Below are 21,160 nucleotides of genomic sequence, written 5' to 3' on the forward strand. Positions count from 1 at the left end.
GGTTGTCAAGTTGCGCATTCGAATTCTCTTCGCGCATCCCGTGCTTTTGCATTGAGAATGACCAGCAGTTTTCGGGCGAGCGCAATGCGGATAACCATTTTTGGCTTGCCAGCGCTCTGCAACCTTTGCCTGAAGGCAGCCAAATGCGGATCGTACCTGGCCGCGGTGGCGGCGACCAGGAACAGGATGCCACGCGGTCCGGAGCGCCCGCCGCGCACCGGCCGGGGTCCGCTGCGTTTGCCGCTATCGTTGGCAATCGGCGCCAGGCCGGCCAGTTTGACGATCGCCTTGTTGGAGATTCGGCCGATTTCGGGCAGTTCGGCCATCAGCCGGGCAACGGTACGGTCCGCCACCCCCTTGATCGAGCGAAAGGCTTGGTTGAGGCAGGCCCAGAGCGGATCGTCGTCGATCATCGAGGCAATCTCGCCCTCAAGGGTGCGGCTCTGGCGCACCAGAAGCGCGATCACTTCGTCGAGGCTTGCCACACTCTGCTGATCGCGGGCAGCACTGCGGCGCTGCCTCTGGACGGTCAGATCGCTGGTGACCTGAGACAGCCGCGTCATCAGCGCCGACAGCCGCAGCTGCGCGGCTTTCGGCGGCGGCAGGGCAGACAGCCGCCTGGCCTCGGCATAATGGGCGATCATCGCCGCATCGATCCGGTCGGTCTTTTCCAGAAAGCCCATGGCCTCGGCAAAGCGGCGCACATGGCGCGGATTGGCAAGCGCGCAGGCGATCCCCAACTCCCACAACAGCAGGAAGGCCGAACGCTCGTAGCCGCCCGACGCCTCCATGACGACGAGCTCGACACCCTGCTCCCGGCAGAGCGCAGCCAGCGCGCCGATGCCGGCCGCATCGTTGCTGAAACGCTCAAAAACCCCGGACGGGCGGATAAACGCATCCAGCCAGTCCTTCGAAACATCCACTCCACATATAACTCTGTTCACGGTAACCTGCCTTGTGCGTGCGGTTGAAGCCAAGCGACTATTCGGTCGTACGTGACGATGACGAAGATCCCAGGCTCATCCACGGTTGTAACCGGAGGGGGAAACGGGCGACTTCGTCACGCCTCTGGCTGGGTGGCCACCCAGCCAGAGGCTCAATCGCTTCCATCGCACATAAAATCTAACATGCAGATACAAGGGGGTGAGCGGCGGAGCCGCGAATGCGCTGAGCGAAAGCGAAGGGCAATCAATGACGTAGTGCCGCGTCGCCCCCTCATCCGACCCTTCGGGCCACCTTCTCCCCGCTGGGGAGAAGAGGGAGCCAGCCGCGATCTTTGTCATCCCACAGACTAGGAACGATGCGGCAGCCGCCCACGACACACCCAGCCTAGCCAATCAACCCGGCCAGCCAGCGCGGATCGAGATGACGTTCCAATTCTCCGGCGATCTCGTCGAGCGCCTGCTCGACGCTCTCGCGGTAATTCCTCCGCTCGCCTGATAGGCCGAAGCTTTGAAGCAGTCGGGCGCGGTAGGCGTCGCTGCCGAAGAGCCCGTGCAGATAGGTGCCCATGATCCGGCCGTCGGCCGACAGCGCCCCGTCGGGCGCGCCGTCGATGATTACGGAAGGCCGATTGCAATCCGGGCCGCGGGTGATGCCGAGATGGATCTGGTAGCCGGCGAGCGGCGCGTCATATTCGGTCGAGCGGGCCTGGCTGTTGCGCACGGTCTTTTCCAGCGCCATCTCAGTCTCGATGTCGAGCAGCCCGAGCCCCGGCGTCTCGAGCGTCCCGCCCTCGATGCCGAGAGGGTCGCGCACCCTGCGGCCGAGCATCTGATAGCCGCCGCAGATGCCGATCACCCGGCCGCCGCGCCTGACATGCGCCTGGAGATCGCGGTCCCAGCCCTGCGCCCTGAAGTCCGCGAGATCCGATATCGTCGATTTCGAGCCGGGAAGCACAACGAGGCTCGCATCGGCAGGTATCCGCTCGCCTGATCGCACGAACACCAGCTCGACATCCGGCTCGGTCCTCAGCGGATCGAGATCGTCGAAATTGGCGATACGCGGCAGCACCGGCACGGCGATCTTCAGCGCGCCCGTCCCGCCCCTCGCCAGCCGTTCGAGCACGGCCGAATCTTCGGCCGGCAGGCGCGCAGCCCCCCTCAGCCACGGCACGATGCCGAAACACGGCCAACCGGTAAAACCCTCGATGGCGCGGATGCCGTCGTCAAACAGCGAGACGTCGCCGCGGAACTTATTGATGATATAGCCTGAAATCATCGCCCGGTCGCTATCATCGAGGATCGCATGCGTGCCGACCAGGGAGGCGATGACGCCGCCGCGGTCGATATCGCCGACGAGCACGACAGGCACGCCGGCCCGCGTCGCAAAGCCCATATTGGCGATATCGCCGGGCCTGAGATTGATCTCGGCCGGCGATCCGGCGCCCTCGACGATAACGAGGTCGGCCCCTGCAGCGACTTTTTCGAAACTTTCGAGCACGGCGCCGAGCAACTGAGGCTTCAGCCGCTGGTAATCGCGTCCTTTCGCCTGCCCAAATACCCTGCCCTGCAGGATGATCTGGCTGCCATTTTCCGATTGCGGCTTGAGCAGCACCGGGTTCATGTGCACCGAGGATGGCGCGCGCGCGGCCAACGACTGCAGCCACTGCGCCCGGCCGATCTCGCCGCCATCATCGGCGACCGCCGCATTGTTCGACATGTTCTGTGGCTTGAACGGCCGGACGGTCAGCCCACGATTGGCCGCCAACCGGCAAAGGCCCGCAACCAGCACCGTCTTGCCGACATCGGAGCCGGTCCCCTGCAGCATGATCGCTCTTGCCATGATGGCCTGTATTCGCCTCTCGTTCAGGCGAGGCCTACAATGGGCGGCAACCTCGGGTCAAGCTTGGCTCGGGTCAAGACTTGGCCCGGCGCAAGACTTGGCTCCCACGCAAACGCGAAAACCGCGCATGGCCTTGGCTCTGCGCGGTTTGCCGAAAACTCAGGCGTCTTCGCCCTTACACGGCGAAGCTCGCTTTCTCCGGTACGCACTACCTGAACCGGAGAAGCGGCGGTCATTGCTGCCACGCCCCAACTGATAACGGCACATTCTTACCGGAGAGTTATTGAAGGCTTACGCAAGTGTTAATTTTGATCTTTTTTGACATTCTCGCCAAAATTTCTGCCGAAGATCCGCCGCCGGTCGCGAAGAGCGTGCATTTCGCCGGAGAGCGCCATTTTCGGGATGCCGACATAAATTCTTCGAATTCAATAATTTAGTCATGCAACCATGAGCAGAAGATGGTTGATTTCTGCGAGCGAACGCGTAGGCTTCATCAAGATGCTCCATTGTTGAACATGGCCTGCCCATGAACCGGAAAGCCTGTCGCGGTATCGCCCGGCAGGCATTGTCCCTTCGGGTGCCGGAGAGATTTGTCGGTTGATTTCAGACCTGCGCGTCCGCCTAAGAAGAATTCGGGGAATGACGATGAAGACGTTTCTGATTCCGGCCGTCTTTGCCGCGGCTCTTTCTACCGTCGCGCCGGCTGAAGCCGCTGAGTGCGGCAGCGTTTCGATCGCCGAAATGAAATGGGCCTCGGCAGGCATCGCGGCGAGCTTCGACAAGATCATACTGGAAAAGGGATACGGCTGTTCGGTCACCATTGTCGATGGCGACACTCTGCCGACTTTCGCCTCGATGAATGAGAAAGGCACCCCCGACATCGCCTCGGAATACTGGATCAATTCCGTCAGGTCCCTGCTCGATCAGGCCGTCAACAGCGGCCGGTTAGTGGAGGGGGCCGAAATCCTGGCTGACGGCGCCGTCGAGGGTTGGTGGATTCCGAAATTTATCGCCGACGCCCACCCCGACATCCGCTCGGTCGAAGACGCGCTGAAACATCCCGAACTCTTCCCCGCCGAGGACGACCCGTCGAAAGGCGCAGTTTACAACTGCCCCGCCGACTGGAGCTGCCAGATATCGACCACAAATCTGTTCAAGGCGCTTGCCGCCGACAAGAAGGGCTTCGAGCTCGTCGAGACCGGCAGTCCCGAACGGCTCGATGCATCGATTGCCCGAGCCTTCGACAACAAGGTCGGCTGGCTTGGTTATTACTGGGCGCCGACCGCCGTCCTCGGCAAATACGACATGACGCGCCTGAGCTTCGGCGTCGGCCACAACAAGAGCGAATGGGACCGCTGTACCGCAGTTGCCGGCTGCGCCAGGCCCGAGGTCAACTCCTACCCCGTCTCGCGCGCCTTCACACTGATGACCAGGTCCTTCGCCAGCCGCGCCGGGCCTGTCACGACCTATCTCAAGACCCGCAAATGGGACAATGCGACGATCAATCAGGTGCTCGCCTGGCAGGACGAAAACCGTGAAAGCAATGAGGGTGCCGCGATCTATTTTCTTCGCAATTACGAGAGTCTGTGGACGAAATGGGTGCCAGTCGATGTAGCCGAGAAGGTCAAGGCGAGCTTATAACGGCAAAAACACGATCAAGCATGGACGATTCGATGATTCCCTTTCCTGACCGCGATACCGTTGCGGAAAAGCTCGCCGCGCTGTCGGAGACCGACAAGTCGTATCTGGCGCTGCTCATGGAAAATGCTGCCCAGGACGACAACCTGCTCGACGGCCTGCGCCGCCATCTCGATCTTGCCGCCGGATCGCGTTTCCTGAACTCGCTGAAGCTCAAAAATCTGGGAATCTGGCTCGGAACCCAGGCGCCGGACCGGTTGCAGATCCGGCTGACGGAAGCTGCCCGCTCCAGCCAGCATCCCGCCTACCAGGCCTTCCGGACCGGTCTCGACCGATCCGGCGGGCTGGAAAAGGCTTATCCCCCGGTCACCCCTTGGAATGATCCGAACTCGGTCATCTGATCCGGCCCCGGCCGATATCTGATCCCGCGGTCAATATCTGATCCGGCAATCCTCAGAAGAAAGCTGAATCGTCATCACTTCTTCGCGGCGCGGTCGACCGAGCGGCCGGCATCCTGCGTGGCGTTCACGGTATTTGCCGTATCCTTTCCTATGCCGCGGATCGTGTTGCCGCAGGAGGAAAGGGCAAGAAGAACCATAAAAGCTGCGGCAATTTTGGCCGTTGTCGTCATCTCGGATATCCTTGTTTGAAATCAACCCCGAACGGCGACAATTGCCGTCCCGCGCCAATAACGCACGACAAACCAAAAGGTTCACTGGCTATGATGCTGCTAGGCGGCGACCGCTTTCGCTCTCTCGGCAAAGGCGCCGCGAATGCTGTCGGCCACCCTCTCGATCGGCCCCGATAGCTGCGAGGCGGTCAGCAGGCGGATATCGAAGGCGCCGAGCTCCGGCAGCCCTTCCTGAGGCCCGAGGATCGCCATGTCCTCGTTGACATAGGAAAGCGGCAACGGTGCGATGGCGAGATCGGAAAGCACGGCGGCACGTTGCGCCATCGTGTGGCCGCTGAGATAGGCGACGCGATAATGCCGCTTATTGCGTTCGAGCTGCGAGAGCGCTTCCTGGCGCCAGATGCAGCCATCCTCCCAGATCGAGATCGGCAGGGGATCGCGGCGATGCGCCGAACCACACTTGGCGCCGGCCCAGACCAGCCGCTCGCGGAACACGACCTCACCGCCCGTCGGGAACGGCCGTGTCGCACAGTTGATCAACGCCAGGTCGAGCCGTTGCTCCTCCATGCGTTTCTTCAGCCCCATGCTCATGTCGATTGTCACGTCGACCATGATGCCGGGATAGCTCTCGGCGAAACTCTTCAGAATACTCGGCAGCAGCCGTTCGCCGATATCCTCCGGCGCGCCGAGCCGCACGACGCCGCTGAGCTCCGGCATGATGAAGCGCGACACCGCTTCATTCGACAGCGCCAGAATGTTGCGAGCATATGACAGCAACATCTCGCCGTGGCGCGTCAGCGAAACCGAGCGTGCGTCGCGCAGAAACAGTGTCGCACCAAGCTGCTCTTCAAGTTTCTTGATCTGCATCGACACCGCCGACGGCGTGCGGAAGACCGCCTCGGCGGCGGTCGAAAAATTGCCCGTCTCGGCGATGGCAACAAAGGTGCGCAATACATCGTTGTCGAGCAGCGGAATGGGACGGCGAAAGGGAATGCTCATCGTCGCATCTTTCAATTTTTCTGATTTATAACCCCATATCATTTTGTTTGATTGAATGTCAATTGAACCCGATATTTCGCGTGTCGGCAGCAAAATGCAGCCAAGGAGGCCCGACATGTCTCAAACAAGCATCTGGAATATCGTACAGGCCCTTTCCGCATTCAAGGCGCAGAGACGCAGGGATGCCAACCATGAGCATGCGCTCCGGGAGTTAAGGCGCTTTCCGCCACATCTGCTGGCAGATTGCCAGCGCGAGATGGAGTTGACCCTTCCGGAGCGCCATGCATGCGATGGGACGCGGTAGAGACGCGTCACCGCTTTGAATCCGCTCAGGATCTGCACGGATCGATGCCGGTCCACTTGCAACGTCCGCTCGACCTGCGCCGTAGCGGCCGACCGACAGCCGAACGGCGATCACAGCCCGCCCAGCAGTTTGAACGCAATGATCCACATCGTGAAAGCGACGAGCGTTTCCAGCACGCGCCAGGATGAGGGTTTCGAGAAGATCGGCCGCAGCCGTGTAGCGCCATATCCGAGCGAAAAGAAGAACAGGAAGGAACCCGTCACCGCCCCTGCCGCAAATGAAGCCTGCTCTCCCGGATATCGGGTCGATATCGTGCCGAGCAGTACCACGGTGTCGAGATAGACGTGCGGGTTGAGCCAGGTGAGTGCGAGGCAGGTCGCCAGTGTCTGCCGGAAGCTCGATGGTTTGGCTTCCGCGGCCGTGAGAGCGGTGGACGACCGCAAGGCGGAATAGAGGCTTCTTGCCCCGTACCAGACCAGAAATACGGCTCCGCCGTAGCGCATGACGGGATCGAGCCAGGGCATCAACCTGGCGATTTGTTGAAGGCTGGTCACGCCAAGCACGATCAGCGCTGCATCCGATACCGCGCATGCGAGGCAGATGGCGAAGACATGTTCGTTGCGCAAGCCCTGGCGGAGGATGAAGGCGTTCTGCGCGCCGATGGCGACAATCAGGCTGAGGCCCATCATCAGGCCGGTTCCATAAATCGAAAAATTCATCGCTTCGGCCAACGCCCCTCATTTCGGTGAGGTTGCCCTATCGCTATTGGGAGAATTAGGCTAATTAATCCACCTTACTCCAATTAAGTAAAACTAATCCATGATCGACTATCCCGCTCTTCACGCAGTTGCAACCATTGTCCAGACAGGCAGCTTCGAAAGAGCCGCGACCGTGCTGAACGTGACGCCTTCGGCCATTTCCCAGCGCGTGAAGCAGCTCGAAGAGCGTCTCGGCGTCGTCCTCATCGTTAGGGGCGCGCCGTGCACGGCGACGGAAAAGGGAGAATGGCTCTGCCGCCATATGGAGAATGTCGGTATGCTCGAAGCCGAACTCTTCGGGCAGCTGCCGGCACTCGTCGATCCCGACGAGCCCCGCCAAAGGGTCACGCTTCAAATCGCGACGAATGCCGACAGCCTCGGGACATGGTTCGTCGAGGCCATGGCGAATTTCACCAGGAGCTCTTCCTATTTGCTGAACGTCGCCGTCGACGATCAGGACCACACCGCCGAATGGCTGCAGCGCGGGCGGGTGATCGCTGCCGTCACCAGCCTGGAAAAGCCGGTCCGCGGATGTCGGCGTTTTGCACTCGGCGTTCTCAGATACCATGCGACGGCAACCCCCGACTTCGTCGCCCGTCACTTTCCGCATGGCGTGACATCAGAGGCAATCCGCAGCGCCCCGGCGCTAACCTTCAATCAGAAGGACAGGTTGCAAAGCAGTTGGATCAGGCGGATGTTCGGACACGATCTCGACCACCCCACCCACTGGCTGCCGTCGCCGCAAAGTTTCGTCGAAGCCAGCCTCTCGGGCATGGGCTGGGGAATGAACCCCACCCAGCTGACCCGCGAGCATCTGTTATCGGGACGGCTGGTGGAGCTGGTTCCCGATACGCCGTTGGACGTCCCGCTCTATTGGCAGATAAACCGCTTTGCCGCCGATCGCTTGGCGGAGCTGACGCGGGAGGTCATCAAGGTCGCGAAACGCAATCTCTGACGCTTCACTCATCTCGGCGACCGAGTGCGCTTTTGTCAGACGTAAGCGGTGCGGCTGCCGAACTCGCTGGTCTCTACGCGAATAGCGCTCTCCTATGTTATGGTGATGATCTCCAGTTCCTGGCCGCCTGTCTGCACCATATCCCCAACAGCCTTGCCCATCAGGAGCCGCGCCACCGGGGAGACATAGGAAATGGTCCCGGCCTTCGGATCGGCCTCGTCCTCCCCGACGATGCGATAGGTCTGCTCGCGCCCGTCGTCACGGTGGAAAGTCACCGTGCTGCCGAAGGCAACCCTGTCGGTTGACGTCGGGTCAGGCATAAGCTGGGCGGTGCGAAGTCTTGCGGCTAAGTAGCGAAGATCACGCAAGGGATTGGCCGTCTGCCGCCGCCGTTCGTTCACGTCTTCGATGGGGGTCGCAGTATCATAGGCCTCGCGAGCCTGCTGGAACTGCAATTCCAGAGCCTTCAATCCCGCTTCCGTGACGAGGTTCGGATGCGGCGAGATCGGACGATCGGGCAGCAGGGTTTCCGAAGCGGTTTCGAAACTCTCTTCCTTGGTGAAAGCGACGGCCAATCTCGGACTCCGTTTTAGCGCGATGCGGTCTCGTAGCTGATGGGCGATTGCCCAGATCTCTGTTGGAACCATACACCGACTGCAGACGAACCGCCAATCGGGCCCATCGACGGCCGCTTTTCCTGTCACGCCCCCAACTTGGGAGCGTTAGGAACGTCCTGCGCCGCATGGCGTTTATACCACGGTGCGCCGTGGCGCATCGGATACACTCTGATAACCACGGCCGAGGAGGAGCAAATGCCCGGCGAGCAGCGAGAGGGCCAGGACAAAGTCTGGACCAAAACATGCCTTCGCTCCTGACGGATGCCATGCCGCTGACGCCAGGCTGGTGGGATATCGGCGCGCGGATCATGCTGACATTGATTGCCGGCGGCCTCATCGGCCTTGATCGCGAGCGCGGCGGTCATGCGGCAGGTTTCAGAACCACGATCTTGGTGGCGCTTGCCGCCTGCCTGGCGATGATCCAGGCAAACCTTCTTCTGTCGACATACGGAAAGACGCCTGGCTCGTTCACGCAGATGGACGTGCTGCGCTTTCCGCTCGGCGTCCTGACGGGCGTCGGCTTCATCGGCGGCGGAGCGATCCTCAAACGCGGCGACATGCTGACCGGGGTCACGACGGCGGCGACCTTGTGGTTCATGACGGTGGTCGGCCTCTGCTTCGGCGGGGGCCAGATCCTGACCGGCATCGCGGCGACGGCGGTTGGCTTTATCGTCCTGTCGCCCTTGAAGCGTCTGGACGCCTGGCTGCGCTGCGAACAGAAGGCAACGCTTGTCGTCCGCGCCTCAAACGGCAATGTCCCCGAGCTATCGGAAGTTCTGAACCCGCTCAGATGCCATGCAGGCTTCCTGTCACTCCACCGAACCGCCGATAGCGGCGCCGAGGTGACGTTCGAGCTGCGATGGCTCGCCAGGGACCCCGACGCGTCGGCACGCGCGATCCTGAACGCGCTTTCGAACACGCATGAGGTCGCGGATTTCTCCATGAAGTCGATGACGATATAAGCTTCGCGGTGACACGCCGGCGGCGGTTCCACATCTCTCATTTCGAAACGTGCTGAGGTTTTCCTTTCCTCTTGGTTGAGGCAAATTCCTCGAGCTGTTTCTCGCTCATGGATTCGACCATCTGTTTCGAGGCGCCTTTGAGTTCGCTCTTGGGTGTCTCGCCACGCTTGGCCGAAAGTGCAGCGCCTGCCGCCTTCTGCTGGGCCTTGGACTTGGCTGGCATATCGATCTCCTTTTTGCTCGAACAGAACGGCCGCCGGCGTCAAAGCTTCTTGAGCTCGTCAGGTTTGTGGGCGGCACGCTTTTCCGACGTGTCGCTCTCGACGATATATTGCGGCTCGGTCTTCGATGCCTTCACGCTGTGGCCTTTGATGTTCGTCGGACTGCTCTGCTTTTTGACCGCCCTGCCCTCTGTTTTCCCAGGCTGGTATTCCAGCTGACCTCATCGCCCATCTTCAATTGCTTCGACATGACGGCCGCTTGCAAGGAGGCTGCGGCTTATAAGCCGCAGCCGACCGATTGTCAGTTGATAGTGGCCCACTGGCTTCGGACATCCCTGGCGTTCTTCGACAGGTGGACGTGGGCGTCCACGTGGTCGACCCAATCGAGCGGGATCAAGTGGTGCTTACCATCCCCCGAGTCGGTCTTCGTCAGCTTGATGCGCGTGGGGCCGTCGAGATGATCGACTGTGCCGACATGGGTGCCGTCGGCAGCCCGAACTTCCATATGTTCACGGATCTGATCTGCGGAAATCATCGTTTCCTCCTTTGCATCATTGTCGGATACGAAGCGGCAACGACGTGGAGCCGACTTGGTTCCAAACACGAGCGACCGTGTTCAATCATCAGTCAACTCCCAGTTATCATCCGGGTTGAAGGTCCTGATGCCGGCAGCTATTTTTTCGGTCTGCCGGCCGAGATCGGCCTGGTAGACCGTGCCGTTAGCATTCACTTGGAACGTGTGCACGCCGGTTTCGCCATATCGGATCGGCCAGGCGATCAGTGCGAATCCTGCGATCATGTTGCCGTTGATCACGTAATCGAACTTTCCGCCCGCGATGTTCGGCCCCTGGCTTTCGATAATCCTGTAGCGATAGCCGTAATAGCCCTCGCCGGCCTTCGCTTTATCAAGCGCCGCATTGTCTTCGAGGGCGTTGCCCGCCGGGCTGTCACCCTCGCCCAGATCAGGCGACCAGTAGAGACCGTCAGTTTTGCCGTCGCTGCTGATCAGTTTCTGGGCATATTCCAGGACGCCGTCATCGTCGTGGTCGGCGGAAGAATATTCCTTTTGGGCGTCGACATAGGCCCGCATCGTGTCGATGGTCTGCAATTCGTTCTCGCCGACGCGACGATCGATGATCTCCTCGAACCCGGCATACGTGTCGAAACCCCATTTGCCATCGTCGCCCTTCGCGATCGGAAATGGCAGAGGCCACAGTTTGTCGCCGATCTCGATGATCTTGCGGCCATCGACGTCCTTCACGACGATCTTCTTGCTTGTGCCGTCCCGGATCTGTGCGTAGGTGTCCATCACGCCTTCGTCTGCCTTCGCTTTCGCCGCATCAATTCCCAGCAGCGCCGTAAACTTGTCGAAATCATCAGCCGACAAGGCCGCCTTGAAGGCCTCGACGGCTTGTTCCGGCGTCTCGAATACCGGAGGATCGCTCTGCGAAGCGAAGCCCGAGATGACGGTCGCATCGGATGGCTCTGCCGCAGATGTCGAAACCGGATTGGTGGCGAGAGCCGCAAGAGCGAACACAGAACCCAGAAGCATGTTTCTGACTGACTTGGTCATCACTTTCCTCCTTCTTTCGGTCACCGACGACCGCCGCCGCGGCCACCACCTCCACCACCGCGGCCACCACCACCGCCACCGCGGCCGCCGCCACCGCCGTGCATTACTCTACCGCCGCCGCGATTGCTCCCGGCCATGGCCTGTCTGCCGCGGTTGGACTGCATCTGCGCGCGCCTGCCGCTGTCGACCTGACCGAGGGCTGATGGCTTTCTGGGCCGGTTGTCGACGCGGGACGCTGGCTTCGCCTTTGCGACTGGACGTTTGGCGTTGGCCCCGGACCTTGCCTTTTCGCCAGCTCTGTTCGTCGGCCTCGCGTCGGGCCTGCGGTTCTGCGCGGCCTGCGCTGCCTTCCCGCCTCCAGGAGCCGCTCCCGTATTGCCTGGCTTGTTGCGGGCAGCACTGATCCTGTCCGCATCGATCTTGCTCTTGCGGACATCGTTGACGCTGATTTTGCCTGGCTGGTCGCGGATCGTGTTCGCACGGTCGTTGCCTCTGGCTCCGACCCTGTTGCCGGGATTCGCCTCGATACTGCTCCGGAAGGAACTGCGGTCCATCTTGTTGAATTGAGCGCCGTCGAACCCGATCTTGCTGCGATCGACATTCTTCCAGTCGACGTCGTTGATATTCACTTTGCCATTGATGTTGTTGAGGCAATTGTTGCAGTCGATGTCGACGTTGCCGTTCCAGCGCCCGCCCCATACGCCCCAGCGGTTCCAGTCGACGGCGGCGGCCCATACCGCTCCGGTCACCACGCCCGCAAAAAAGGTGGCGGTCGGATAGTAGTAGTTCGGATACGGCTCGGAATAGTAGCCGATAGGCTCAGCCGCATAGTTCGGTTCATACAGCATCTCCGGCGCATACTGCGGAACGTAGATCTTGTCGGGACTGGCGGAGACGATCACGACGTTGTCGTTCTCCTGGCTGACCTTGATCTTGTCGTCAGTCTTGATGATGCCGTCGGCGACCGCTTTGTCGCGCAGTTGCTGTATGGCGATCAGAACGTCCTTCTGCTGGATGGAAAGCGCCTCTCCGAGCGACTGCGTCCAGTCCAGATCGTCGCTCATCATCGTGACGATCTGGGGATAGTTCAGCAGCGATACGATGCTGCCGTCCCACGTCGTCTTCGGCTTGAGCTCGGGCTGCTTCTTCAAGGTTTCGAGAAACCGGGCTGCTTCCACGACCTGCAGCGGATAGAGCGACGCCGATGTGACGAGCGCGACCAGTTCGTCCGGATAAAGTGCAATCCGCGCCACCAGGATCTCGAGTTCGTCCTCACTCAGCGGCGCCGGTGCATCGTCTTCCGCCGCCGCGGCGGGACTGGAAGCGGTCGGCTCCTGCGCGGCGGCGATCGGCGTCGGATGTGGCGAAAACGGGAAACCTGCAAAGGGCAGGAACAGGCCCGTGGCGAGTAACAATGCGTGAGGTCTAGCCATCTCAAATCCTCCTTGCGGTCAGACATGGTGTGCAGGCTGTCGACTATTGTATCTTCGCTCGTGCCGCATACTCCTCCGAGTGGAGGAGGATTGATAGCTAAACATCGGCCAAGCCGTCTTTTGCTCCAAATTTATAGCAAAGACAGCACCAGGCGTAGTCGCGGGACTGATCTAGGACGTATGTTACAGTAACACACTTGCAAAAGCGGAGTTCAGCGCGCAAACTAAAATCGACTGCGGGTCGCTTGATCACGAAGTCAATGGCACGCCGAAGAAACACATCCGCGCCAACAGCATCGCCCTAGGCGCCATTCGCACGCCGACCAAGACCAGCGCGTGGCGAACCTCGGAAACTGTGCCGACTTGATGAAGCTCAATTCCGTACACGCATCGGTGCGACGGAGGAGATCGGCCGAACGGCGATGCGGCTTGCGCCTGATTTCACCGACTACATCGTCGCAGCGACGATCTATATCGACGGCGGAATAACGCTGCACCCCGGTTTCGAAACCGGTGCCTAACGTTCCATCTCAGCGCGGTGCCCTGCCGCCCCGTTTGGCACGTCAATGAGAGATGGAGCCGACACACTCCTGCTTCATGCATTTCGCTCATGCCGCATACTCGTCCCAGTGGGAGGGTGTTGACGGCTAAAATATCGGCAGGCTGTAGGTAACCAGAACCTACAGTATCATACGGTCTAGTTTGACTTATCGATGCTGTAATATTTGGTCTTGGCCTTGGATCACTGGGAGGGAACGTCATGGCTGAAAGTGAAAAGTCAAATCCTCAGATGCTTAGCGCGGAAGAATTGCGACAGAAAGCTCTGGAACTGCAGCTGATAGAAATGCAGCGTGATGACAAAGTCAAAGAGCGTGAAGCAAAAAAACACGCGGAGTTCGTCGATGACTTCTTCCGCAAACACGTCGGCGACAAGGAACGTGACATTATCAGGCGCGTCGTCATGAAGGCAGCCGCCGACGGCAAATCCGAAGCCATGGTCTATAGCTTTCCGTCGAGCTTCTGCACGGATAGCGGCCGCGCGATCAATAGTGCCCGGCCAGAGTGGCCGACGACGCTTCAAGGAAAAGCCAAGGAAATTTATGATCTTTTCGTCGAAGTCGCCCGGCCGCACGGCTACAAGCTGAAAGCGATGGTCATCAGTTTTCCGGGCGGCATGCCGGGCGACATCGGCTTCTTCCTGAATTGGGAGGCCCCCGTCGGCTAGGCTGCTGCGCAACTATGCGTTTTGTCAGCCATGGTTTCGGCCGGCGCATCAGAGCCCGAGTCAACCCTTCAGCTGATGCTGCTTGGCAAGACCATCTTCGTCAAAGCCCAATCTGCGCCCAGTCTGGAGCGATCGGAGGCTGCCCCACTGGTAGCCTGAGTTCGCCTCAGCAGATGAATGAATTTCCGGGGGGAGTGGCATGCTTCAAAGTTTTCATATGCCGATATTCAGGGGCCTGGAGGGATTTCGCGCGGACTGGCTGCGAAGCGATATTCCTGCGGGGCTGTCGATTGCAGCTGTCGGCCTGCCGAGTGCGATCGCTTATCCAGCCATCGCCGGCCTCCCCCCGGAAACCGGGATATATGCGAGTATCGTCGCGCCCGTTGCCTACGCTCTGTTCGGGCCGTCGCGCCTATTGGTGGTCGGACCGGACGCCGGGACCATGGCGGTTCTTGCGGCGGTCATAGGAACTGTCATCGCCGCGCAACCTGCCGGCACATCAGCCGATCCGGTTGCGATCGCGTCTGCCCTGGCGCTCGGCGTCGGAGCCTTCTATTTTGCAGCACGGCTGCTGCGGCTGGGCGTCCTCGCAAGCTTTCTTTCCCGCCCGATTCTGGTCGGCTTCTTTGCCGGCGTATCCATCTCCATCCTTGTCGGGCAGATCGGCCGCTTTACCGGGGTGCGTATCGAGTCCGACGGTCTCCTGCCGCCGATTGCCGAGATCATTCGCAAGAGTGCCTTGATCCATTGGCCGACATTACTGTTCGGCCTTGCCATGTTCGCACTGTTGTGGATCGTGAAAGCCACGCGGCTGCCTGTACCGGGACCCGTCGTCGTCGTCGTCGTTTCCGTGATTCTCTCCGCCATCTTCAACTTCGAAGCCGCAGGCATCCGCGTCGTTGGCGATCTCCCCACCGGCTTGCCGTCATTCTCCCTCCATGCATTCTCTCAAATGCCCATGGACAGGATCGTCCTTGGGTCGGCAGCCGTCTTTCTGATCAGTTTTGGCTCGAGTATCGTCGCCGCACGAAGCTTCGGGGCGCGCTCCGGCGAGGAGGTCGACGCCAACCAGGAACTGATCGGGCTGGGCGCGGCGAACATCGCCCCCGGCCTGTTTGGTTCATTTCCCATCGCCGTGTCCGACTCGCGTACAGCGATCAATCTTGCAGTCGGCGGCAGATCGCAGGCAGCCGGTCTCGTTTCCGCCGTGACCCTGATGGCGACGCTGCTGTTCTTGAATGGCGCCCTGCGCATCCTGCCGATCCCTGCCCTGGCGGCGATCCTGGCGGCAGCCGCAATCAGCCTGATCGACGTCAGCGAGTTGAGAAAGATATGGCACATCAGCCGCGCGGAGTTCGTCTTCGCCCTGATCGCCATGTTCGGAGCCATCAGCTTCGGAGTCCTGAACGGCGTCATCGTCGCGATCGCCGCAACCCTGATCTATCTCCTGCGCAAGACGATGTTTCCGAAAGACACGCTTCTCGGCCGCATTGCCGGACGCGACGGCTTCTACGACATGCAGCGCTTTCCGGAGGCCCGGAGCATTTCAGGCATCGCCATATGTCTCGTCCAGGGCAATCTGCTGTTTTACAACGCCGATTATGTCCGGATCCGGTTGCGCACCGTCGCTGACGGCCTACCGGCCGAAACACGCTGGTTCATCCTCGACGCCAGTGCCATTGCGCATATCGACAGCACCGGGGCCGCAGCACTCGATGCCGTGCAGGCAAACCTCTCCGGGCGGGGCATCGTCTTCGGCGTCGCTCACCTGAACGCCGAGGTCACGGAGTTGCTGGGCCGCGCCGGCGTCGTCGACGGCATCGGAGCCGGAAAGTTCTTTGGCGACACGGAGGACGCGCTGCGCGCCGCGCGCCTTGGGGAAGGAAGCGACCGGCCTTTGGCCGGAGGTCATCAGTAAAGGGTCATGGAGGAAGTGATGAACAATCGGCAGGACGACGACACAGAAGTAGACGAAAAGAAAGGCAAGAAGTCCTGGAATTACGACAAGGAAATCGCAAAGCTTCAGGTCGAGCTCGCGCATCTACAGTCCTGGGTGAAAAAATCGGGCGCTCGCATCGTGATCATTTTCGAGGGCCGGGATGCTGCGGGCAAAGGCGGGATGATCAAGCGAATTACCGAGCGCGTCAGTCCACGGGTCTTTCGCGTGGTCGCGCTGCCGGCCCCGACCGATCGCGAAAAGACGCAAATGTACATGCAGCGCTACTTCGCACATATGCCCGCTGCGGGCGAAATCGTCATATTCGATCGCAGTTGGTACAATCGCCCCGGCGTCGACCGGGTGATGGGATTCTGCTCCGAGAAAAAGGCCCGGCGCTTTCTTGAGTTGGCTCCCGGTTTTGAAGCCTCGATCGTCGAAAGCGGCATCACCCTGCTGAAATATTTCCTGACGGTCGGCGAGAAGGAACAGGATCGGCGCTTCAGGCGGCGGATCGAGGATCCGCTGCGGCAGTGGAAGCTCAGCCCAATGGATGTCGAGTCGTACCAACGGTGGTGGGACTACACGGTTGCTTACGACGAGATGATCCGGGCGACGGACCGCCAGCACGCCCCATGGTGGATCGTTCCGTCAGACGACAAGAAGCGCGCGCGCATCAACTGCATCTCGCACATCCTGAAGTCCATTCCGTACGAAACAATGAAGTTCAACGCACCGGACCTTGGGAAACGTCAAAAGCGGCCCGCTGACTACGTCGAAGACAAAAGCATCCGGCATATCGTGCCGGATGTGGTCGCCGAGCAGATGCAATAATCGAAGCCGCGCGGGAACGACACGGCAATTTCAGGAGGAAGGTCCGCCCGGAACAGCATCGGCTGTCCGGCGCGGTGATGTCATCAATCAACAGGAGTGTGTGATGATCCATCCATCGATCCGTGTGCTGTCTATCCCCATTGCCTTGATTCTTCCCTTGGCGGGCATATCCGTTTCGGGAGCGCAGGCGGCCGGGCCGTTCGATCAATTTCCGATCGCCGTAGCCTGCGAATATAAAGGCCTGTACCAGATCTTCTATCTCACGAGATTGGAGGCGGATGGCGTGGCCACCTATGTCAATCCGAGCAAGCTTGCCGGAACGATATCTGTAGGCGGGACCGCCAAAGCCTTGGGCGAACCGATCGGTGGAAGTTGTCTCGGTAAAACACTGGAGCAGCTCAGGGCGTCGGGACAGATCCTCGATCTGAAGCGCTAGATGCGGGTGATTTTAGGCGGGCTCGGCCTAAAGTCTGAGTCCCCATCTAAATCAAAGAAATAGAGCATGATGTCGCCCGAAAACCGCTTCACACTTTTCGACATCATGCTCTAGCAACCTTCGTCCCGTATGTTTGTCCGGCATATGGCGATCAACGGCACGATCCAGCGGGAGGTAGGCTGCATCCCTGCCTACTCGATATTAAAGTTCGGACAGCGGAGCCTGGTGGGAAGTCCAGGTTCGTCGTCGTTCGGAACGACAAAGGAGGGCAAGATGACCGCAGAGATTGAGCGAAAATATCTGGTCGTAAACGATAGCTGGCGGGACCACGCTTCCAAAGGCGCAGCATTCTGCCAGGGCTACCTGCTGGCGAGGAAAAACCGCTTCGTGCGGGTCAGGATCATCGATAAGGCACACGCCGTCTTGACCGTTAAACTCCGGACCGGGCGCCTGCGGCGCGAGGAGTTCGAATATGAGATTCCCTATGCCGACGCCCTCGAAATGATCGCCTTTGCAACGAGCGTGGTGGATAAGACCCGCTATGAGGTGAACCATCGTGGCTGCCTTTGGGAGGTAGACGTCTACAGTGGCGTCCACGACGGATTGGTTGTCGCAGAAATCGAGCTTGCCGACGAAAGCGATCAACCTCCCTGCCCGCCGTGGCTCGGCCCGGAAGTGACCGGAAATGCCGCATTTTCCAATCGTACGCTCGCAATGCTCGTGCAACGCAACGACTACCGCAGCCGGAATGTACCAAGGCTGCGACCTGATGGGCAGCCTTCTCAAAGGAGGGAACAATGAGTGTCTTGGTAACGGGCAGCAGTTCCTCCGTGCCCGGTTGCAAGCAATAAACCTCACGCTAACGCATCGGCAGTCAGCGCTGCAGGTCGTAGCACTGCGCCCTGCGGCTCCCGGTCTGGCAGGTCGGCGAGAAATGGAGGCGATAGCGCCTTTCTTTCATGCATTCGCTGAAGCCATTGGGGTCGGGCGGATCCTTCCACAGATGGGCGAGTTCGCAGTGCTTGCGGACATTGGTGAAGTCTTCTGTTCTCTCGGTGGCGTCAACCGAAACCGCTGAAGCGGCTAGCGCCAAGAATATCGCGGAACTCAAGGCAGCCGACGTCTTCAAGATAAGGTGCCTTCAGAGACCGCCTGAGTCATGCCGATATCCTCTTTGTTTCCCCCGTCCGCGGCCACAGGATGACGGCAAACAGCAGCGCGTAGATCAAGGCTGCTGCGACATAGACGATGCGGGTGGCGAAGGATTCTGCGGCGCTGCCGGGCAGAGGCGAGACCCCGAGGCCGAAGAGAATCAGGAAGGTCGTCAGAGCGCCGGCAAATATCGGTGCGTCCTTCGAGCGGGCCGCCGCGCGCCCTCCTATGAGGAGGACGACGATGAGAACGATGAGGAAGATCGAGAAAAGATTGGGGCGCAGCGATAGCGCCGCATACGCAACGGAGGCGAGCACGCCACCGAAGAGGTTGACGAGCACGAGCCCGATCGCCGCCCGCGCGCTCGCTGCAACGTCGAGCTGCCCGAGCAGCGACGCTACGGATATCGGAATGACCGCCGCAGCGGTCAGATTGTCGCTCGTCAGGCAGATCACGACGGAGCCCAGCAGGATGACCGTGTTGGCCAGTGCCCGACCCAAGGCCGGCGGCCGCTCTTCGATCGGCGCCGCCTCGATCTGTTGGGAGAACGGCTCGGGAAAGACCGCATGGGCAAACCACATCAGAGCCGTGCCCGACAACACCCCGGTGACCAGGATGGACAGGATGGAGTTGGCGAGTTCCTTGTTGAGGATGCCGAGCAGAGGCACGATAATCGCGACGACGAGCACGAGAAAGACGGCCGGCCCTCCCTTTCCCGTCGACTGCCCGGCAAAACACACAAAATAGGTCAACCCCAAGACCAGAAGGAAGGGTGCGGGACGCTCGCCGAGGACGTCGGTCAGAACCATCATCGCGATCCCGGCGACCAGCATGACCATCGCCGCGCCAACCGTCTTCACAAGCGGCATGGGCCGCGAACTACCGAGCAGAAACTGGGCGGCAAAGAGCGGGCCGAGGAAGGGCACGATAGCCCCGGCATAGACTGCCAGCGTGAAGCCGATGGAGACTGCGAACGCGACCCGCAGCCCCTTGCGTTTCTGTTCCTCGATCGCAGGGCTCCTGTCAGCTGACATAGGTCAATACCGACATGATGCGGATCCAGAGTGATCCCCAGGCATTGGTGACCGGGTTGTCGCCGGTGTAGATGACGACCGTCACCTGCGAGCCATAGCGCACGCCGCCGCCCTTGGGCCTCTGCGCCTCGTCGATGGTGAGGCGCACTGGAAACCGCTGTGCCTCCTGGACCCAGCCGGTATCGCTTCTGATCGTCGGCAATCCCGTGTTCGGGTCCGTGCTGCCTTGCGATACGCCAAAGCCCACGCTCTCGACGGTTGCTGGAAACAGTCGACCGGGAAGCGCGTCGAAAAGGATCTCCGCTCTGTTGCCGACGGCGACCTTCTCCAGGCTGTTCTCCTTGAATGCCGCGCTGATCCAGATGGTGCCGGCGTCGATGAAGGTCATCGCAGGCTGGCCGGTTGAGACCACCTTGCCGATGGTCAGCTGAAGATTGGTGACGACGCCGGCCGAAGGCGCGCGGACGATCGTTCGCACCAGATCGAGCCGGGCCTTCTCCAATCCGGCAAGAGCTGCACGCAGTTCCGGATTATCGTTTCCCGCTGGGCCGAGCTGCTCTTTCGCCTTGGCAAGGTCGGCCTGCGCCCCTGAGACGGAAGCTTCCGCCTGCTCATAGGCGGACTTTGCGGTATCGAACCGGGCTCTGGAGAAGACGCCGCGCTTCACGAGTTCGGTGGCCCGCGCATACTGGTCGCGCAGATTGTCTCTGTCCGCCTGCATCTGGACGAGCTTGGCCTGTGCGGCATCGACTGATGCAGTCGATGCCCCGATCGACTGGCCGACGCTTGCAAGCGCAGCTTCCGCCTCGTCGACGGCGAGCTGATAGCGCTCTGAATCGATACGAAAGAGAACCTGGTCGGCCTCGACCCGCGAATTGTCGGCAACGCCCACTTCCACGACCCGGCCGGTGACTTCGGGCGCGATGCCGACGATATAGGCTTGAACCTGGGCCTGCGATGTCGACGGCGTACGCCGCTCCATGAAGATGGAGAGAACGAACAGGGCGAGCGCCAGCAGGAGGACGATGAGTGCTATCCTGCGGAGTGGATTCCGAGGCGTTGCGGGAATGGCAGGCTCGTCCAAGTTTTCGGAAACCACGGCTATATCCTTCGGATGCATCTCGTTTCGTGGAAGCGCAAAGTTCCAGGGCGCAAAATTCAGCGCCGGACATCTGTCGCGATGGTGGTTACCGGGAGAGGGAACGCAAGTAGGTAACCGTAACATACGCCTCTCGATGGCCTGCCGCCGGCCTCGTCGCGTGCGTCAGCGAGCCGGTGGCGGTACCGAAGCGTCGTTGAGTGCGCCCTCTATCTCCTTGGAAAGCTCTGCGATCAGCTCGCGGTATTCGGCGACACGCTCGTCGCGCTTCTGATCGGTTGAGAGGTTCCACTTCTCCAGCGCGGACTGGGCGTCGGCAAAGTCCCTGCAGATTTCCCGAAAGTCCTCACTGCGGGCAGAGAGATCGTCGATCGCCTTGATCCTGGCTGGAAACTGCCGACGGACTGCGGTCACGCCTTCGTCCATGGTTTCACTCCTTAACGGCATCCCGAACGCTGCCACTGCAACGTGTGCCAGATCCCGATCTTCATGGACGACGATCGTTTCGAGGAGTATGTTACCGTAACATACGGTCTGGCAGTGATATGACTCCATGGGGGATTGGGGAC

23 protein-coding genes and 1 pseudogene are annotated in these 21,160 nt (G+C 60.5%); 10 read left to right on the forward strand and 14 right to left on the reverse strand.

Annotated elements, in window-relative coordinates; all coding sequences use genetic code 11:
• Positions 1-5: 5 nt before the first annotated feature.
• Together N2600_RS12440 and N2600_RS12445 are read right to left on the reverse strand one after the other, a co-directional pair.
• Positions 6-944, reverse strand: a complete 939-nt coding sequence (locus N2600_RS12440; protein ID WP_260109994.1) for an IS110 family transposase — start codon at positions 942-944, stop codon at positions 6-8.
• Positions 945-1,329: 385 nt separating this feature from the next.
• Positions 1,330-2,784, reverse strand: coding sequence for a cobyric acid synthase (locus tag N2600_RS12445; protein WP_260296395.1), 1,455 nt, complete (start codon positions 2,782-2,784; stop codon positions 1,330-1,332).
• A 639-nt stretch (positions 2,785-3,423) separates the two neighbouring features.
• Here N2600_RS12445 and N2600_RS12450 point away from each other — a divergent pair.
• Positions 3,424-4,425, forward strand: coding sequence for a glycine betaine ABC transporter substrate-binding protein (locus N2600_RS12450; RefSeq protein ID WP_260296396.1), 1,002 nt, complete (start codon positions 3,424-3,426; stop codon positions 4,423-4,425).
• 20 nt (positions 4,426-4,445) lie between these two features.
• Positions 4,446-4,823 carry a hypothetical protein gene (locus N2600_RS12455; RefSeq protein WP_260296397.1) on the forward strand — a complete coding sequence of 126 codons (378 nt, stop codon included), beginning with the start codon at positions 4,446-4,448 and terminating at the stop codon, positions 4,821-4,823.
• Positions 4,824-4,897: 74 nt separating this feature from the next.
• Here N2600_RS12455 and N2600_RS12460 read toward each other — a convergent pair whose 3' ends face one another.
• Together N2600_RS12460 and N2600_RS12465 are read right to left on the reverse strand one after the other, a co-directional pair.
• A complete protein-coding gene (locus N2600_RS12460; RefSeq protein WP_003560194.1) occupies positions 4,898-5,053 on the reverse strand; it encodes an entericidin domain-containing protein in 156 nt (51 codons plus the stop codon).
• 99 nt (positions 5,054-5,152) lie between these two features.
• The gene (locus tag N2600_RS12465) at positions 5,153-6,094 is read right to left on the reverse strand and encodes a LysR family transcriptional regulator (protein WP_260296398.1); all 942 of its coding nucleotides are present in this window, start codon (positions 6,092-6,094) and stop codon (positions 5,153-5,155) included.
• A 73-nt stretch (positions 6,095-6,167) separates the two neighbouring features.
• On the opposite strand from N2600_RS12465, the gene N2600_RS34465 reads away from it, so the two are divergent.
• Entirely contained in the window at positions 6,168-6,356 is a 189-nt protein-coding gene (locus N2600_RS34465) for a hypothetical protein (RefSeq protein ID WP_311319289.1), read from the forward strand.
• A gap of 110 nt (positions 6,357-6,466) precedes the next feature.
• Here the strand turns inward: N2600_RS34465 and N2600_RS12470 are convergent, their stop codons facing one another.
• Positions 6,467-7,075: a LysE/ArgO family amino acid transporter gene (locus tag N2600_RS12470; RefSeq protein ID WP_222387325.1), complete on the reverse strand. Its 609-nt coding sequence runs from the start codon at positions 7,073-7,075 to the stop codon at positions 6,467-6,469.
• A gap of 100 nt (positions 7,076-7,175) precedes the next feature.
• Between N2600_RS12470 and N2600_RS12475 the strand changes: the two genes are divergently transcribed.
• Complete coding sequence (locus N2600_RS12475; RefSeq protein ID WP_260111028.1) at positions 7,176-8,069, forward strand: LysR family transcriptional regulator ArgP; 894 nt, start codon at positions 7,176-7,178, stop codon at positions 8,067-8,069.
• Between the two features lie 92 nt (positions 8,070-8,161).
• Here the strand turns inward: N2600_RS12475 and greA are convergent, their stop codons facing one another.
• Positions 8,162-8,644 carry a transcription elongation factor GreA gene (greA, locus tag N2600_RS12480; protein WP_260296399.1) on the reverse strand — a complete coding sequence of 161 codons (483 nt, stop codon included), beginning with the start codon at positions 8,642-8,644 and terminating at the stop codon, positions 8,162-8,164.
• 284 nt (positions 8,645-8,928) lie between these two features.
• Between greA and N2600_RS12485 the strand changes: the two genes are divergently transcribed.
• Positions 8,929-9,648 carry an MgtC/SapB family protein gene (locus N2600_RS12485; RefSeq protein WP_222294685.1) on the forward strand — a complete coding sequence of 240 codons (720 nt, stop codon included), beginning with the start codon at positions 8,929-8,931 and terminating at the stop codon, positions 9,646-9,648.
• A gap of 37 nt (positions 9,649-9,685) precedes the next feature.
• On the opposite strand, the gene N2600_RS12490 is transcribed toward N2600_RS12485, so the two are convergent.
• The 5 genes and pseudogenes from N2600_RS12490 to N2600_RS12510 form a co-directional block, all read right to left on the reverse strand.
• Entirely contained in the window at positions 9,686-9,871 is a 186-nt protein-coding gene (locus N2600_RS12490) for a DUF3008 family protein (protein ID WP_003560205.1), read from the reverse strand.
• Positions 9,872-9,910: 39 nt separating this feature from the next.
• Positions 9,911-10,119, reverse strand: a pseudogene (locus tag N2600_RS12495) (hypervirulence associated TUDOR domain-containing protein).
• A 51-nt stretch (positions 10,120-10,170) separates the two neighbouring features.
• Complete coding sequence (locus N2600_RS12500; protein WP_017964693.1) at positions 10,171-10,404, reverse strand: DUF2171 domain-containing protein; 234 nt, start codon at positions 10,402-10,404, stop codon at positions 10,171-10,173.
• A gap of 81 nt (positions 10,405-10,485) precedes the next feature.
• Positions 10,486-11,442 (reverse strand): DUF2950 domain-containing protein, encoded by a 957-nt coding sequence (locus N2600_RS12505; protein WP_260111030.1) that lies wholly within the window; start codon positions 11,440-11,442, stop codon positions 10,486-10,488.
• Positions 11,443-11,462: 20 nt separating this feature from the next.
• Positions 11,463-12,875, reverse strand: coding sequence for a DUF3300 domain-containing protein (locus tag N2600_RS12510; RefSeq protein ID WP_260296400.1), 1,413 nt, complete (start codon positions 12,873-12,875; stop codon positions 11,463-11,465).
• Between the two features lie 760 nt (positions 12,876-13,635).
• Between N2600_RS12510 and N2600_RS12515 the strand changes: the two genes are divergently transcribed.
• The 5 genes from N2600_RS12515 (at position 13,636) to N2600_RS12535 (ending at position 18,107) form a co-directional block, all read left to right on the forward strand.
• The gene (locus N2600_RS12515; protein ID WP_222294691.1) at positions 13,636-14,100 is read left to right on the forward strand and encodes a hypothetical protein; all 465 of its coding nucleotides are present in this window, start codon (positions 13,636-13,638) and stop codon (positions 14,098-14,100) included.
• A 199-nt stretch (positions 14,101-14,299) separates the two neighbouring features.
• On the forward strand, positions 14,300-16,018 hold the full coding sequence (locus tag N2600_RS12520; protein WP_222294693.1) for a SulP family inorganic anion transporter: 1,719 nt from the start codon (positions 14,300-14,302) through the stop codon (positions 16,016-16,018).
• 6 nt (positions 16,019-16,024) lie between these two features.
• Positions 16,025-16,870, forward strand: a complete 846-nt coding sequence (ppk2, locus tag N2600_RS12525) for a polyphosphate kinase 2 (RefSeq protein ID WP_222387318.1) — start codon at positions 16,025-16,027, stop codon at positions 16,868-16,870.
• Positions 16,871-16,973: 103 nt separating this feature from the next.
• Positions 16,974-17,306: a hypothetical protein gene (locus N2600_RS12530; protein ID WP_222387317.1), complete on the forward strand. Its 333-nt coding sequence runs from the start codon at positions 16,974-16,976 to the stop codon at positions 17,304-17,306.
• A 273-nt stretch (positions 17,307-17,579) separates the two neighbouring features.
• Positions 17,580-18,107 carry a CYTH domain-containing protein gene (locus tag N2600_RS12535; protein WP_222387316.1) on the forward strand — a complete coding sequence of 176 codons (528 nt, stop codon included), beginning with the start codon at positions 17,580-17,582 and terminating at the stop codon, positions 18,105-18,107.
• A gap of 356 nt (positions 18,108-18,463) precedes the next feature.
• Here the strand turns inward: N2600_RS12535 and N2600_RS12540 are convergent, their stop codons facing one another.
• The 3 genes from N2600_RS12540 to N2600_RS12550 form a co-directional block, all read right to left on the reverse strand.
• The gene (locus N2600_RS12540; RefSeq protein WP_222387315.1) at positions 18,464-19,492 is read right to left on the reverse strand and encodes a DUF2955 domain-containing protein; all 1,029 of its coding nucleotides are present in this window, start codon (positions 19,490-19,492) and stop codon (positions 18,464-18,466) included.
• Positions 19,482-20,591, reverse strand: a complete 1,110-nt coding sequence (locus N2600_RS12545) for an HlyD family secretion protein (protein WP_222294700.1) — start codon at positions 20,589-20,591, stop codon at positions 19,482-19,484. The genes N2600_RS12540 and N2600_RS12545 overlap by 11 nt, the downstream gene beginning before the upstream one ends.
• A 165-nt stretch (positions 20,592-20,756) precedes the next feature.
• Positions 20,757-21,017 (reverse strand): hypothetical protein, encoded by a 261-nt coding sequence (locus N2600_RS12550; RefSeq protein ID WP_260296401.1) that lies wholly within the window; start codon positions 21,015-21,017, stop codon positions 20,757-20,759.
• Between the last annotated feature and the right edge of the window lie 143 nt (positions 21,018-21,160).

The sequence above is a fragment of the Rhizobium sp. WSM1274 genome (assembly GCF_025200775.1).
Lineage (GTDB): Bacteria > Pseudomonadota > Alphaproteobacteria > Rhizobiales > Rhizobiaceae > Rhizobium > Rhizobium leguminosarum_I.